We start from the raw sequence: 13,784 nt of genomic DNA, 5'->3' as shown, positions 1-13,784 counted from the left end.
CCTTCCATGAAACCTCTCTGCACATTCCTGGCCCTGCTGGCCCTCCTGGTTCCTGTATCGCACGCCGACATCGGCCTCATCACCCCTGCGGAAGCCAAAGCCCTGATCGAAAACCCGGACGCTGCCAAGCGCCCCGTCGTGCTCGACACTCGCGGCGGTTACAAAGACTACTTCCGTGGCCACCTGCCCACGGCCCATCACCTGAATTTCGATACCCTGCGCGGCACCGATGCCGCCGTGCCCGTGCAGTATCTCCCGGAGGATCTCACTCAGGCTCTGCTCATCCGTGCCGGGGCCAACAAAGACCGCACTCATCTCGTCTATGCCACGGGGGCAGTGCTGCCGAATGACGAAATCCTCAGCGCCACCATGGTGGCCCACGTCTTGGAAAAAGCCGGCATCAAGGACATCCGCATCCTCGATGGCGGACTGCCTGGATGGAAGGCTGAAGGCAATCCCACCACCCAGCATTACTATGGCAATCCTGCCGGAGTGCTCCCTGAAAAAGGCACTCCCGAAATCGCTGCCGACATCACGGCTGTGAAGGCGGAAAAAGACCAGGCCGATGTCATCCTGGTGGATGCCCGTCCTCTCAATGAATTCATCGGTGAAGACGATGTCTGGCTGCGCAAAGGCCACATCCCAGGGGCTGTCAGCTTTCATTGGGCCCGCCTCATGGAAAAGGATAACACCCATAAGTTCAAACCCTTCACCGAAGTGAAGGCCGAACTCGAAAAAGCCGGCATCACCCCGGACAAAAAGATCATCTGCTACTGCGGCACCTCGCGTGAAGGCAGCCTCGTGCGCTTTTACCTGAAGCATGTCGCCGGTTACCCGAACGTGCGTCTCTATGAAGGCGCCTGGAAGGAGTATGTGTGGGTCGAAAATCAGTCCCTGCCTGCCGAGACGACGCCACGCATGGCGAAGTAGAATTCACGTCGAAGTCCCGTTCTCAGAGGCCTGCCTCTGGGGCGGGATTTTTTTTGGCCGTCCTTTCCTTCACTCCGCTGCCACGGCCAAAAACTGCACGGCATCGGCGATCACCACCTTGTTCTCCTCCGTCCCTTCATTGGAGATGCGCACCCAGCCAGCACGGCCGGCTTTAAAACGAAACTTGCCCAGGGAGCGAAACAGCCGCCCATGCTTCGGTTCCTCCTGCTGATTGATGCGTATGGAAGTCTCACCCTCTGCATGATGAATCGTGACCGGAGTCCGCGTGCTCCGGCGCACATTGTAACAATGCGCTAGCCGCACCTCATACCAGCCGTCCTGGGGCAGGTCGGGTGTGAAGGTCACGGATTTATGGCCCTTGCTACTCTTCATGTCATGCAGGTAGCCCAGGCCTATATAAGGCGGCGTATGGGTGGAATACTGCCATTCGCCCACCAGGGCCGCCTCCATTTCATCCACCACGATTCCTGGCAATGTGCCGCTGTCTCGTATGATGAAGGGAAGCATCTCCGGCCGGTCCACTTCGCCAGGGGCGTGACTGTTTTTGACCGCCTGCGGGTGAGGTTTCAGCTTGGGGGCCACCTCCTGGCCCGGGGCTAGGCAGGTCAGTAGCAGGGCAGGGAGGAGGTGCCAGGGTTTCATGCCACCTTCATCTCTTGAAGGCTGGGAAAAGGCAAGTCCGGCTCGTTGCAGGTGAATTCCTTTTTTCGCTGAAGGAATGCCCACGCCTCTGCGTTTTTCGTGCTCCTGCTCCACCTGCCGTCCCGCCACCATGAAACCTTTCCTGCTCATTCTGTTCAGCCTCTGTTCGCTGGCCGCCGCCCAGTCGCCCAAACCGAATGTGGTCGTCTTCCTGGCGGATGATGCGGGCTGGGGCGATTACAGCCAGAACGGCAACAAGATGGTGTCCACGCCGAACATTGATTCCATCGCCAAATCCGGTGTCACGCTGGACCGCTTTTATGTCTGCCCCGTCTGTGCGCCCACCCGGGGTGAATTTTTGACCGGGCGCTATCATCCTCGTGGGGGTGTGCGCGGAGTTTCCACCGGGCAGGAGCGGCTGGACCTCGGCGAAAAAACCGTGGCCGATGCTTTCAAAGCTTCTGGTTATGCCACCGGGGCCTTTGGCAAATGGCACAATGGCAGCCAGTGGCCCTACCATCCCATGGCACGCGGCTTTGATGAATACTACGGCCACACCTCCGGCCATTGGGGAGAGTATTTTGACCCGCCGCTCGAACAGAACGGCAAGATGGTGCGCGAGAAAGGTTACATCGTGGACATCTGCACGGACAAGGCGCTGAACTTCATTGATCGGAACAAGGACCGCCCCTTCTTTTGTTACGTGCCCTTCACCACCCCCCACTCTCCCTGGGCTGCACCGGAGAAGGATTGGCAGCGTTTCAAAGACAAGCCCCTCACCCAGACCGCGACTGAGGCCGCCAATGAAATCGCCGATGAAACCCGCTGCGCCCTGGCCATGATCGAAAACCAGGACGGCAATGTCGGCAGGGTTCTTGAGCGGCTGAAAGAGCATGGCCTAACAAAAAACACAATTGTCATTTATTTCTCTGACAATGGCCCGAACAGCAACCGCTGGACCGGCGGCATGAAAGGCAAAAAAGGCACGACAGACGAAGGCGGCGTGCGTTCCACCTTTTACATTTCCTGGCCCTCCACCCTGCCGCAGGGCCACACTGTCACGCAGATCACCGGGGCTATCGACCTCCTGCCCACCCTCGTTTCTCTGGCCCAGATTCCCCGCGTCGGTGACAGGCCGCTTGATGGCCGCGACCTCACCCCGCTGCTGAAAAAACAGGCCCCCGAATGGCCCGACCGCATGATCTTCTCCACCTGGGCCTCCAATGTCAGCGTGCGCACCCAGCAGCATCGCCTGGACAACGCGGGCCAGCTTTATGACATGGTCGCCGATCCTGGCCAGACCACCGCCATCAATGACAAGGAGCCCGCCCTCGCGGCCAAACTCAGCGAAGCGGTCGCCACCTGGCGCAAAGAAGTGTTGGGTGTGACCGTGAAGGAGGCTAAGGCCAAGGGCAAAAAGAAAGGCGGCGGCAATGCCGTGGATCCTCGTCCCATTCCTGTGGGCTACCGTGAATTTCCCATCACCATGCTGCCTGCCCGCGATGGCGAACCGCGCGGCGGAGTGCAGCGCAGCAGCAACGCCCCCAACTGCTCCTACTTTGTCAACTGGACCGCCAAGGACGATCACATGGTCTGGTTGCTGGATGTCCACACCGCAGGCCGTTATGAAGTCACCGTGGACTACACCTGTCCCATCGCCGATGCGGGTTCCACCTTGGAGCTGGCTTTCAAGGACAGCCGTCTCAGTGGCAAGGTGGCCCCGGGCTGGGATCCGCCGCTTTACACGAATCAGGACACCCTGCCACGGCCGCATGGCGAATCTCAGATGAAGGAGTTTCGCACTCTGAATCTTGGCGAGATGAAACTGGAGGCAGGGCAGGGGGCATTAACCTTGCGTGCGCTCGAGATCCCCGGAAAATCCGTCATGGATGTGCGCCGTGTCACCCTCACGCTGCTGGATTGAGCCTCCTTCTCATCTCTCATGAAGCTCCTTTCATTACTGGCCCTCGCCTTCCTCTGCACCTTCAGTCAGGGCCTGGGCGCGCGGCCCAATTTCCTCATCATCTTCACGGATGACCACGGTTATGGCGATGTCTCCGCCTACCACGATTCCGACGTGCAAACGCCGAACATCGATGGCCTGGCGAAGGAAGGCATGCTCTTCACCCGCATGCGGGCAAACTGCACCGTCTGCTCCCCCTCGCGGGCGGCCTTGCTCACTGGCGTCTATCCGGACCGCGCCGGGGTGCCTGGCGTTATCCGCACCCAGCCCGAGAACTCCTGGGGCTACTTCAATCAGAAGCTGCCCACCCTGGCCGATGAACTGAAAAAGAGCGGCTACCACACAGCCGCCATTGGCAAATGGCACCTGGGACTGGAGTCCCCCAACACCCCCAATGAGCGCGGGTTTGATCTCTTCCACGGTTTTCTGGGCGACATGATGGACAGTTACAGCACCCATCTGCGTCACGGGAATAACTACATGCGTCGCAATGCGGAAGTCGTTGATCCTACCGGTCATGCCACCGATCTCTTCTCCACCTGGGCCAGTGATTACCTGAAGGAACGTGCGGGCAAAAAGGACCAGCCCTTCTTCCTTTACCTCGCCTACAACGCTCCGCATTTCCCCATCGAGCCCCCCGCCGAATGGCTGGACAAGGTGAAAAAACGCGCGCCGCAGCTCGATGAAAAACGCGCCATGAACGTCGCCTTTGTCGAGCACCTGGATGACCGCATCGGTCAGGTCCTCGCCACCCTGAAGGAAACGGGTTTGGAGGAAAACACCGTGGTCGTTTTCTCTGCGGACAACGGTGGTTCCCTGCCTCACGGTCAGAACAACGACCCTTGGCGTGATGGCAAACAAAGCCACTACGATGGCGCTCTGCGGGTGCCCTTCATGGTGCGCTGGCCCGGCCACATCCAGGCCGGATCTCGCAGCGATTATGCAGGCCTGAATTTCGATGTCTTTCCCACCTTTCTCGAACTCGCTGGAGCCACGCCTCGCTCAGGACTCGATGCCGTCAGCCTCGTTCCCGTGCTCATGGGGAAAGATGTCGTCACTGAACGCAGCCTTTACTTCGTGCGTCGCGAAGGCGGTGCCGCCTACGGTGGCAAAAGCTACGAGGCCCTCATTCGCGGAGATTGGAAGCTGATGCAGAACGATCCCTTCAGCCCCTTGGAACTTTACAATTTGAAGAACGATCCTCAGGAGAAAACCAATCTCCGCATGAAGGCCCCGAAGATCTTCAATGAACTTTCCGCCGAGCTTCGCCAGCACATCCAGCGTGGCGGCACCGTGCCCTGGCAGCAGCCAGAGTGATTCGGAGCAATAAAGTTCTTTTCGGCGGCACCCCACGCATGGCATCATGTCATTCATGAATCTGCCGGGCATCAAGGTCATCCTCTTCGCTGCGCTGCTGTCACAGGCAGCCTATGGTTGCATCTGGGACAGTGACACCTTGAATTCCGAACGCGCCCGCTTTCCCGGCATCGGGGTGCTCATCAGCGGCAGTTTTGCCCGCCATTCCAAGGAGTTCCACCAGTGGCGCATCCAGCAGCGGGAGAAAGACATCGCCTCTGACAAATCTCTTCCCTGGCACTTCGATGACCTGGCGGTTTCCCAGCATAAGCTTGGCGACCATCGGGCGGCCATCCAGACGATGCTGCGCAAAGACAAGCTGGTCCCAGGCCTGTATGAAACCTGTTCAAATCTTGGCACCTTTTACATCTACACAGGCGATCTTCAGGAAGCCCTGCGCTGGATTGAAAAAGCCCTCGCCATCAATGCCTATGCCCACTTCGGACGTGAAAAATATCAAAAGTGGCTGGTGGAATGGGTCCTCGAAAAACAGACCTTGCCCGCAGCCTTGCCGGGGGATTCGCGCGAAATCAATTGGATGACCCCGGGCTTCGCCAGGTATGTCGCGCGCCAGGAAGCAGGCGGCCTGCCGGCCAGCGCCACTCAGCAGCTCACACTCACCACCAAACAGCGGGCCGATGCCATCCGTGGCGTGACAGGCATGATCTTCTTTGCAGACTTTGACAACCCGCTGCTGCAGGAGGCTTTGGGTGACCTTCTGATGGCGGGCGACCTCCGGGACAATGCCGCAAACCTTGCTGGTATATGCTACATGCACGCCGCCTTGAAGGCCCCCAATGAAAAGGAGAAAAATCGCCTCACCGAGAAGTGCAAAGAGAGCGGCCGCACCTCCATGGGTTTTGATATGACCAAGGTGGAGGCCAGCCTCAAGACCGCCTTGCTGAAAGGGGCCGCCTACCACGAATCCGTCCGCCAGGATGAAATGAAATGGATCGCTGCTGGCCTGGACGCAGCGGCAGAGTTTCAAAAGAAGTACCTCGTGCAGTCATCTCCAGCGGCACCATAGGTCGCCCCTCCGTTTCTCCCACCACTTGCATTCCAGATAGGCAGCGGTGGCTTTTTCACTGGCAAGATGGCAAGGGTTACTACGTGATAGGGGAATGCGTTCGTTCTTGCTCATCGGCTTCCTTTTGACCCTCCTCTCCGCCCACGCGGCGGATCGGCCTAACATCATCCTCATCATGGCGGATGACATGGGCTATTCGGACCTCGGCTGCTTTGGCAGTGAGATCAGCACGCCGAACCTGGATGCCCTGGCCAAGGGCGGCGTGCGCTTCACCCAGTTTTACAATACCGCCCGCTGCTGCCCCACCCGCGCAGCCTTGCTTACAGGGCTTTATCCGCATCAGGCAGGCATCGGTCACATGATGGATGACAAAGGCCTGCCTGGTTACCGGGGCGAGCTCAGCCGCGACTCCGTGACCATTGCCGAGGTGCTCAAGCCTGCGGGTTACCGTACCTACATGGCCGGAAAATGGCACGTCACCAAAAAGGTCAATCCCCAGGATGCCGATGCCAAGGCCAACTGGCCGCTCCAGCGTGGGTTCGATCGCTTTTATGGCACCATCCATGGCGCGGGCAGCTACTTTGATCCGAACACCCTCACTCGCGACAACGAGTTCATCTCCCCCTTTGCCGATGCGCAGTATCAGCCCAAATCCTTCTACTACACCGATGCCATTGCAGACCACGCCACCCGCTTTGTAGCGGACCATGCACGCGATCATCAGGCGCAACCTTTCTTCATGTATGTGGCCATGACGGCCCCGCACTGGCCCATGCATGCGAAGCCGGAGGACATCGCCAAATACAAGGGTAAGTATGATGCCGGTTACGATGCCATCCGCGCCGCCCGTGTGGAGAAGATGAAAAAGCTCGGCCTTTTGCCGCCTAGCTGGCAGGTCGCCCCGCAGGCCGGTGGTGCCTGGAGCGAGGTGAAGAATCGCGAGTTCGAAACCCGCTGCATGGAGGTTTTTGCGGCCATGATTGACAGCATGGACCAGAGCATTGGCCGTCTCGTCGCCGAGCTGAAAAAACAGGGGCAATACGACAACACCCTCATCCTTTTCTTCCAGGACAATGGCGGCTGCGCCGAAGGTATGGGGCGCAACGGTCCCTTCAAACCCAGGGCGGAAAAACCCACGCTGCCAGCCATGGCGGCTACCGATTTGCAACCGGACATGATTCCCAAACAGACCCGCGATGGCCACCCCATGCGCCAGGGGTACGGCATTCTTCCGGGCGGTGCAGACACTTATCATGGTTACGGCGAGGCCTGGGCCAATGTCAGCAACACCCCCTTCCGCGAGTACAAACACTGGGTGCATGAAGGTGGCATCAGCACCCCGTTGGTGGCCCATTGGCCCAAAGGAATCCCCGCTGCTCGTCATGATTCCTTGGAGCCCCAGCCCGCCCATCTCATTGATCTTATGGCCACCTGCCTGGATGTCGCCGGGGCTAGCTATCCGGCCGAACATGCGGGGCTGAAGATCAAGCCTGTCGAAGGCGTCAGCCTGCGGCCTGCCCTCAAAGGCGAATCCATCGGCCGCCAGGAACCCATCTTCTTTGAGCATGAAGGCAACCGCGCCGTCCGCGATGGCATCTGGAAACTCGTTGCCAAAGGCCCGCAGGGAGCCTGGGAACTTTACAACATGGAGGCCGACCGCACCGAACAGCACAATCTCGCCGCCAACGAACCAGAGCGTTTGAAAGCCATGGCCGCCCAGTGGGAGATCTGGGCCAAACGCGCCCAGGTCATTCCCTGGATCTGGGGGCTGCCGCATGGCGATCCTCTGCCTAACAAAAAGGGCAAGAAGGGTAAAAAGAAAGCCTGATCATGCGCGCCTTCCTCAGCTTCCTCTTTCTCGCCGTCACACTGCCGCTGGCTGCAGCCGCACCTTCCCGCCCGCATGTGCTGATGATTTGTGTGGACGATCTCAAGCCCGCCATCGGCTGTTATGGCGATCCTCTGGCCAGGACACCCAATCTCGACCGCCTCGCCGCACGCGGCATGCGCTTTGACCTCGCTTATTGCAATCAGGCGGTCTGCGCCCCCTCCAGAAACAATCTGTTGTTAGGCTCACGCTCCACCTCCCTGGGCATTTACAACCTCACAGACAACTTCCGCCTAGCCGTGCCCGATGCAGTCACCCTGCCTCAGTATTTCAAATCCCACGGCTGGCGCACCGAAGCCATCGGCAAGATCCTCCACACAGGCCATGGCAATCACGACGACGAGGCCTCCTGGAGCCTTCCGCCGATCAAAGAAAAGGTGATCGAATACCTGAACCCCGCCAATTCGGCGGATGGCAAGCTGACCCGCGAAGAAGCCTACTTCACCAATCAGCAGCTCGGCAAAATTCGCGATCTTCCTCGCGGAGCCGCCTGGGAAAACAGCAACGTGCCGGACAATGCCTATGCCGATGGTCGCATCGCCGATGCTGCCATCGGGCGTCTGCGTGCTGCGAAGGAGAAGCCGGATCAGCCCCTATTTCTAGCCCTGGGTTTTGTGAAACCTCACCTGCCATTCACCGCACCCAAAAAATACTGGGACATGCATGACCGCGCCGCTTTCCCTCTGCCCACACGTGTCACGCCCCCTGACGGCGCACCCTCCTATGCGGGCAAGACCCTGGGGGAACTGAACAACTACACCCCCATCCCCGAAAGCCCTCCGCTGACCCCGGAAATGAAGCGCACTCTCATTCATGGTTACTATGCCGCTGTGAGCTTCATGGATGCCCAGCTGGGTCGGGTGCTGGATGAACTGGATGCCCAGGGCCTTGCGGATCAAACCATCATCGTGCTCTGGGGCGACCACGGCTGGCATCTGGGCGACCATGGCATGTGGACAAAACACACCAACTACGAGCAGGCCAACCGCATCCCCCTCATTGTCGTCGCTCCGGGCATCGCTGCTCCAGGCTCCTCCACTCGTCAACCCGCCGAGACGGTGGACGTGCTGCCTACCTTGGTGGAGCTCGCCGGGCTGCCTGCCCACCCCGGTCCTCAGCCTCTGGATGGCACCAGCCTCGTCCCCGTGCTGCGCGATCCGGCCCGCCGTATCCGCAGCCATGCCACCCACGCCTTTCCCCGCCAGCGTGAGGGAAAGCCCGTCATCGGCCGTGCCATCCGCACCGAGCGCTATCGCCTCGTCGAATGGAAAAAACCAGATGCCGCATCGGACACCGCCGATCTGGAGCTCTACGACTACCAGGAAGATCCACTGGAAACCCGCAACCTCGCCGCATCGCAGCCGCAGGTGGTGGCCGAACTGCGCGCCCTGCTGGATCGCCAGCCGGAAGCCCTCGCCAAGCCTAACCAAAAGAAGAAATAGAGACCTGTGAAATTCATCGCCCTTTTCCTCCTGCTTCTCGCCACGGGCATTGTCTCGGCCCAGGCCAGACCAAATGTCCTCATCATCCTGGCGGATGACTGCACCTACAATGACCTGCCTGTGTATGGCGGTGTGAATGCAAAGACACCCCACATTGATACCCTGGCCGCCCAGGGCCTCACCTTCAATCGCGCCTACGTCAGCGAGGCCATCTGCCAGCCCTGCCGGGCAGAGCTGTACACCGGCCAGTATCCCATGCGCAATGGCTGCGCCTGGAACCACAGCGCCAGCCGCCCTGGCACCCGCAGCCTGCCACATCACCTTGCTCCTTTGGGCTACCGTGTCGGTTTGGCCGGCAAGTCCCATGTGCTGCCGGAGGCCTCCTTTCCTTTTGAATCCGTGCCGGGTTTTGATCCTAACTGCGTGCGCAATCCCACCCAGGGACATGATCTCGCCGGGGCCCGCGAATTCATCGGGCGCAAGCCGGACGAGCCTTTCTGCCTCGTCATCGCCCTGGTGGATCCGCATGTGCCCTGGGTCATGGGAGATGCCACGAAGTATCCGCCCAAAAAAATCCAGCTCCCGCCCAACATCGCCGATACCCCCAAAACCCGCGAGGACTTCGGGCGCTACCTCGCCGAGATCACCTACATGGATGGCCAGGTGGGCGAGATCCTCGCGTTGCTCAAAGAATCTGGCCAGGATGAAAACACACTCGTGCTTTTCTCCTCGGAGCAAGGCTCCCAGTTCCCCGGCAACAAATGGACCAATTGGGATACCGGCCTGCACACGGCCCTTATCGCCCGCTGGCCTGGCAAGATCACCGCAGGCAAACGTACCGATGCCCTCGTCCAGTATGCAGATGTGGCTCCCACTCTCATGGAGGTGGCAGGCGGGAAGGGGACGGCTGCCGCCTTCGATGGCCGCAGCTTTGCCACCGTTCTTCGGGGTGAAGTGACCGACCACCGCCAGTTCGCCTATGGCCTGCATAACAACATCCCCGAAGGCCCGGCCTACCCCATCCGCACCCTCACGGATGGCCAGTACCGCTACATCCGGAACCTGACCCCCGATGAGATCTACATCGAAAAACATGTCATGGGTATCCAGGGCAATGGCGCGCTGAACAACCCCTACTGGCCCACCTGGGTCAACTTTGCCGCGGACCATCCCGATACCTACGCTTTGGTGAAACGCTACATCACCCGCCCGGCGGAGCAACTTTACCACACAGCCAGCGATCCGTATGAAATGACCAATCTCGCGGCTGATCCTCAGCACGCCGCCACACGCGCCCGCCTCTCGGGCGAGCTGGACCGCTGGCTGGCAGAACAGGGCGATCCGGGCATCCCGCAAGATACGAAGGAAGCTCATCAGGCCGCCAAGCGTGGCGAGCATCTTTTTCCCGCCCGTTGATCCATCTCTCGCTTTTGTCTTGCCGTCCGTGGCCCTTTGCTCCAGCATCGCCGCCTTTCCCCACCCCTCGCATGTTCAAGAAAAACTGGTACTTCTTCACCCCTCTCCTCCTGCTCGCCATCCCTGCGGCCATTTACCTCTATTATGCCTCCAGCATGGGCTACAGCAGCACGGACTCGATGAATGCCACCAAGTACTTTCTTGTCTCCGGCACCCGTTATGCCATGGAATACAATGAGGTGAACTTCAACCGCCTGCAGCCCGGCATGGATGGCCGCCAGGTTTATCAGATCATGGGCAAGCAGCCCTCCGAGCGGCTCGATAACGACACCCGCTGGGTATATTCCCTGGCCAAGCCCGGCTCCAAGGCCTACCACGAACGTGTCGTCATCATGGAGCGCGATAAACAAAACGTCCCTCGGGTGAAGGAACTGGTACGTCGTTTTCATACCCCGGGTGAGTAAACTCCCGACGGCTCCCAGTTGCGGGGCCGCCCCATTGCGTCCACTCTGCATCACGATGTCTCCCCTCCGTGTTTTTTCCATACTTGGTGCCGTGGTGCTGCCTCTGCTCATGGCCTCCTGCGGAAGCTCTGCGCCCCGCGGTCTTCCGCGCAAGCTTCCCGTCATCAATCTGACCGGCTCCCCGCAGACTCCGCCGCACGCCATGGAAAAGAAGGACTACCCCTTCGACCCGAACGGCAACTACGTCACCGCCTGGGCTGCCGAAGGCGAACGGGCCGCCTCTGACGACGATGTCGCTCGCTGGCAGGCCTCTCATGGTGGCAGCGTCTCCCGCCGCCAGCCTTCCCCTGTGGTAAAGGTGTCTTCGAAAAAGAAAACCACCGCCAGCAAGTCCAAAGGCGGAAGCTCCAGCTACACCATCAAGGCGGGTGACAACCTGGGCGCCATCGCCCGGAAGAACAACACCACCGTCGCCAAGATCAAAGCCGCCAACGGCCTGAAATCGGACATGATCCGCGCTGGCAAGACATTGAAGATCCCCCGCTGATCCTCACAGGTTTCTGCGGCCGGGCTGGTCTTGAAAAAGGCAGCCCGGCTTTTTTCTGTCATCGTCCTCAGGCCAGCGTCTGGCACTCAGGCCGTCCCTGGCGCAGTGTGGCCCAGGGGGCTTGATCGGAGACATCTTGCGGATCTTGCACCGCCGCCAGTTCATCCGGCAGTTTCGCTGGAGACAGGATCGCCAGAAACACCAGCGGCTCCTGATGCGGATTGTAGGTCGCATGCACCACCCCTGGCGGGATGTGTGCCATTTCACCTGCGCTCAGGATGCGGCATTCATCTCCCACCCACTGCTCCGCACGCCCATGCACCACATAGATGATTTCTTCGCGGTGCGGGTGGCAGTGAAACGGGTGGCAGTGCATCGGTGCCATGTTCGCCCTCACCAGCAGCAGTTTCTCCGCCTCCACCAGATCAGGTCGGCACAGCCATTCATTGTTCGTCCAGGGATTGGTCTCGCGGGCAGCATCATTGATCTGGATGAAACGGGCAGGGGAGTCAGGCATGCAGTCACCCTAGCCAGCCCCGCTTTTTAAATCAATCCTCCTCCTCCGCCCGCCGCCCACCTCCGCCTATCCGATACCAACCTTTTTTCCTGGCAAGTCGTGCCAAACCCGCAGCAAAAAAAGGCTAGTCAAAGGAAACCCTAGACGTTATCTCCCTGCCATGCGCACGTCGAACCCACTGCTCAACGAATCCACCTTCCAGTCACCCGCCCACGCCGGTCACGGCCAGATGACCCTCCAGGGCACGGTGAACAAGACGGCTTTCCTCCTCTTCCTCACCTTCGCCACGGCCATTTATACCTGGAACATGGCCATGACCGATCCCGCCGCCGCCATGACCTGGGTCATTGGTGGGGCTATCGCCGGTTTTATCCTGGCCCTCATCACCAGCTTCAAGCCCGTCTGGTCCCCCGTCACCGGCAGCCTTTACGCCCTTGCCGAAGGCCTCTTCCTCGGCGGTCTCTCCGCCCGTTATGAGATGCAGTTCCACGGCATCGCCCTTCAGGCCATCCTGCTCACCGGCGGCGTCCTCCTCGCCCTGCTGGCCGCCTATTCCATGCGTCTCATCCGTGCCACGGAAAACTTCAAGCTCGGCATCTTCGCTGCCACCGGCGGCATCGCCCTCGTTTACCTCGTCACCATCGTGCTGGGCATGTTCGGCATCCAGATCCCCTACATTCATGGCAGCGGCATGATCGGCATCGGCTTCAGCATCGCTGTGGTTATCATCGCCGCGCTGAACCTCGTCCTGGACTTCGACTTCATCGAAAACGGCTGCGCCCACGGTGCCCCGAAATACATGGAGTGGTATGCCGCCTTCGGCCTCCTGGTCACCCTCGTCTGGCTCTACGTGGAAATCCTCCGCCTGCTGTCCAAACTGGCCCGCCGGGATTGATCTGACCGCCCCTTTGCAGAACCGCCATCGTCCTTTAGGACATGGCGGTTTTCTTTTACCCTCTCTTATTCTGGAACAAAGATGATGCTAGCCACAGCCAGTCCATTGGACGAAATGCCTGAAGGGCTTTTTACCCTTTATTTCATCTGTTTTGGTTTCGCTTCAGGCTCGGCATTGCTGGCTGTCTTGATCCGTTTGTTCTTGAAGTCTCAAAGGTGGATTTCCACTTGGCTGGGCTTGGCAGCTTTTGTTTCGGGGTGGTATCCGGTCCTCTTTATCGCGCATATTTACCATCTTGATTTTGCGGCTGCTAACGATCCCACCCCTCAGGGGCCGCTTTGGGAAGCCCTGTGGATACCGTGTCTGCCACTGGTCTTGGGCCTGCTTGTCATGCTGTTTCATAAACGGGCCCCTCGGCAAAAGGCTGCCTAACCACCCATTTCCTCAAACCTCTGCTTGCCTACCCGGCACGCCGCGTTAATTTGCCGACCCTCATGGCCACCCAACCAGCCATCTTTGCGATTCGAATTATCAGCGGGCTCCTCTGCGCGTAACGCAGCCGCAGGAGTCCGTCACGGCCTGTTGTCGCCGCACCCAAGGGGTGCCTCCAGCGGCAAAAGTGTCCCCCGCGTTCATCGGGATTGTGCCCTCCGCTTCACTCCCATGTCCTGCCATC

The 13,784-nt window shown here is 59.7% G+C and carries 13 protein-coding genes; 11 read left to right on the top strand and 2 right to left on the bottom strand.

Annotated features, from left to right (window positions below; genetic code table 11):
• The first annotated feature begins 6 nt into the window (after positions 1-6).
• Positions 7-930: a sulfurtransferase gene (locus ABEB25_RS15190; protein ID WP_345737268.1), complete on the top strand. Its 924-nt coding sequence runs from the start codon at positions 7-9 to the stop codon at positions 928-930.
• A 69-nt stretch (positions 931-999) separates the two neighbouring features.
• Here ABEB25_RS15190 and ABEB25_RS15185 read toward each other — a convergent pair whose 3' ends face one another.
• Positions 1,000-1,593: a golvesin C-terminal-like domain-containing protein gene (locus tag ABEB25_RS15185; protein WP_345737267.1), complete on the bottom strand. Its 594-nt coding sequence runs from the start codon at positions 1,591-1,593 to the stop codon at positions 1,000-1,002.
• A 130-nt stretch (positions 1,594-1,723) separates the two neighbouring features.
• On the opposite strand from ABEB25_RS15185, the gene ABEB25_RS15180 reads away from it, so the two are divergent.
• From ABEB25_RS15180 to ABEB25_RS15145, 8 genes are all read left to right on the top strand, one after another.
• Entirely contained in the window at positions 1,724-3,517 is a 1,794-nt protein-coding gene (locus ABEB25_RS15180; RefSeq protein ID WP_345737266.1) for an arylsulfatase, read from the top strand.
• 18 nt (positions 3,518-3,535) lie between these two features.
• The gene (locus ABEB25_RS15175; protein WP_345737265.1) at positions 3,536-4,873 is read left to right on the top strand and encodes a sulfatase family protein; all 1,338 of its coding nucleotides are present in this window, start codon (positions 3,536-3,538) and stop codon (positions 4,871-4,873) included.
• Between the two features lie 46 nt (positions 4,874-4,919).
• Entirely contained in the window at positions 4,920-5,939 is a 1,020-nt protein-coding gene (locus ABEB25_RS15170) for a tetratricopeptide repeat protein (RefSeq protein WP_345737264.1), read from the top strand.
• Positions 5,940-6,033: 94 nt separating this feature from the next.
• The gene (locus ABEB25_RS15165; RefSeq protein ID WP_345737263.1) at positions 6,034-7,767 is read left to right on the top strand and encodes an arylsulfatase; all 1,734 of its coding nucleotides are present in this window, start codon (positions 6,034-6,036) and stop codon (positions 7,765-7,767) included.
• A 2-nt stretch (positions 7,768-7,769) separates the two neighbouring features.
• Entirely contained in the window at positions 7,770-9,269 is a 1,500-nt protein-coding gene (locus tag ABEB25_RS15160) for a sulfatase (RefSeq protein WP_345737262.1), read from the top strand.
• A gap of 15 nt (positions 9,270-9,284) precedes the next feature.
• The gene (locus ABEB25_RS15155) at positions 9,285-10,685 is read left to right on the top strand and encodes a sulfatase family protein (RefSeq protein WP_345737519.1); all 1,401 of its coding nucleotides are present in this window, start codon (positions 9,285-9,287) and stop codon (positions 10,683-10,685) included.
• Between the two features lie 71 nt (positions 10,686-10,756).
• A complete protein-coding gene (locus ABEB25_RS15150; protein ID WP_345737261.1) occupies positions 10,757-11,149 on the top strand; it encodes a hypothetical protein in 393 nt (130 codons plus the stop codon).
• Between the two features lie 55 nt (positions 11,150-11,204).
• The gene (locus tag ABEB25_RS15145) at positions 11,205-11,696 is read left to right on the top strand and encodes a LysM peptidoglycan-binding domain-containing protein (protein ID WP_345737260.1); all 492 of its coding nucleotides are present in this window, start codon (positions 11,205-11,207) and stop codon (positions 11,694-11,696) included.
• Between the two features lie 67 nt (positions 11,697-11,763).
• Here the strand turns inward: ABEB25_RS15145 and ABEB25_RS15140 are convergent, their stop codons facing one another.
• Positions 11,764-12,213 carry a cupin domain-containing protein gene (locus ABEB25_RS15140; protein ID WP_345737259.1) on the bottom strand — a complete coding sequence of 150 codons (450 nt, stop codon included), beginning with the start codon at positions 12,211-12,213 and terminating at the stop codon, positions 11,764-11,766.
• 160 nt (positions 12,214-12,373) lie between these two features.
• On the opposite strand from ABEB25_RS15140, the gene ABEB25_RS15135 reads away from it, so the two are divergent.
• Together ABEB25_RS15135 and ABEB25_RS15130 are read left to right on the top strand one after the other, a co-directional pair.
• Positions 12,374-13,108: a Bax inhibitor-1/YccA family protein gene (locus ABEB25_RS15135; protein WP_345737258.1), complete on the top strand. Its 735-nt coding sequence runs from the start codon at positions 12,374-12,376 to the stop codon at positions 13,106-13,108.
• 81 nt (positions 13,109-13,189) lie between these two features.
• Positions 13,190-13,540 (top strand): hypothetical protein, encoded by a 351-nt coding sequence (locus tag ABEB25_RS15130; RefSeq protein WP_345737257.1) that lies wholly within the window; start codon positions 13,190-13,192, stop codon positions 13,538-13,540.
• The last annotated feature ends 244 nt before the right edge of the window (positions 13,541-13,784 follow it).

This window comes from Prosthecobacter algae, assembly GCF_039542385.1.
Classification (GTDB): domain Bacteria; phylum Verrucomicrobiota; class Verrucomicrobiia; order Verrucomicrobiales; family Verrucomicrobiaceae; genus Prosthecobacter; species Prosthecobacter algae.
This window is presented reverse-complemented; position numbering and strand designations above follow the sequence as displayed.

Bases quoted from the DNA above. Each gene is read 5' to 3' on its own strand.
- ABEB25_RS15175 (WP_345737265.1), top strand. From the start codon at position 3,536: ATGAAGCTCCTTTCATTACTGGCCCTCGCCTTCCTCTGCACCTTCAGT.
- ABEB25_RS15145 (WP_345737260.1), top strand. From the start codon at position 11,205: ATGTCTCCCCTCCGTGTTTTTTCCATACTTGGTGCCGTGGTGCTGCCT.
- ABEB25_RS15150 (WP_345737261.1), top strand. From the start codon at position 10,757: ATGTTCAAGAAAAACTGGTACTTCTTCACCCCTCTCCTCCTGCTCGCC.
- ABEB25_RS15130 (WP_345737257.1), top strand. From the start codon at position 13,190: ATGATGCTAGCCACAGCCAGTCCATTGGACGAAATGCCTGAAGGGCTT.
- ABEB25_RS15170 (WP_345737264.1), top strand. From the start codon at position 4,920: ATGTCATTCATGAATCTGCCGGGCATCAAGGTCATCCTCTTCGCTGCG.
- ABEB25_RS15165 (WP_345737263.1), top strand. From the start codon at position 6,034: ATGCGTTCGTTCTTGCTCATCGGCTTCCTTTTGACCCTCCTCTCCGCC.
- ABEB25_RS15135 (WP_345737258.1), top strand. From the start codon at position 12,374: ATGCGCACGTCGAACCCACTGCTCAACGAATCCACCTTCCAGTCACCC.
- ABEB25_RS15180 (WP_345737266.1), top strand. From the start codon at position 1,724: ATGAAACCTTTCCTGCTCATTCTGTTCAGCCTCTGTTCGCTGGCCGCC.
- ABEB25_RS15190 (WP_345737268.1), top strand. From the start codon at position 7: ATGAAACCTCTCTGCACATTCCTGGCCCTGCTGGCCCTCCTGGTTCCT.
- ABEB25_RS15140 (WP_345737259.1), bottom strand. From the start codon at position 12,213: ATGCCTGACTCCCCTGCCCGTTTCATCCAGATCAATGATGCTGCCCGC.
- ABEB25_RS15160 (WP_345737262.1), top strand. From the start codon at position 7,770: ATGCGCGCCTTCCTCAGCTTCCTCTTTCTCGCCGTCACACTGCCGCTG.
- ABEB25_RS15185 (WP_345737267.1), bottom strand. From the start codon at position 1,593: ATGAAACCCTGGCACCTCCTCCCTGCCCTGCTACTGACCTGCCTAGCC.